Annotated in this window: 1 protein-coding gene; it reads right to left on the reverse strand. The window is 38.7% G+C overall.

Features of this window, described 5'->3' with window-relative positions:
- The coding region (locus SB765_RS33455; protein WP_410933013.1) for an aldehyde dehydrogenase family protein at positions 1-238 on the reverse strand (238 nt) is incomplete at both ends.

A 238-nucleotide genomic window follows, 5' to 3' on the forward strand; every position in this document is an offset into this window, starting at 1 on the left:
TCCATTTGTGTAGTGGCATTAGTAACTATTAATGGGTTTTGAAAGCTGCCACCTAAATTACTGTTATCTCCAATTAGCGTAGCGCCTTTATCGAGAGCATCTTTAATCAGTTGTTGCACTTTCTCTTTTGCTTTGGGATAAATAAGCGGGCCTATATCGGCATTTTCATCAAAACCGTTTGCAACGTTGAGCGCAGCGACTTTGGGTGTAATTTTTTCAAGCACTTCATTTAATATAC

The sequence above is a fragment of the Pseudomonas sp. SIMBA_067 genome, from assembly GCF_046534675.1.
In the GTDB taxonomy this organism is placed as follows: Bacteria; Pseudomonadota; Gammaproteobacteria; order Pseudomonadales; family Pseudomonadaceae; genus Aquipseudomonas; species Aquipseudomonas putida.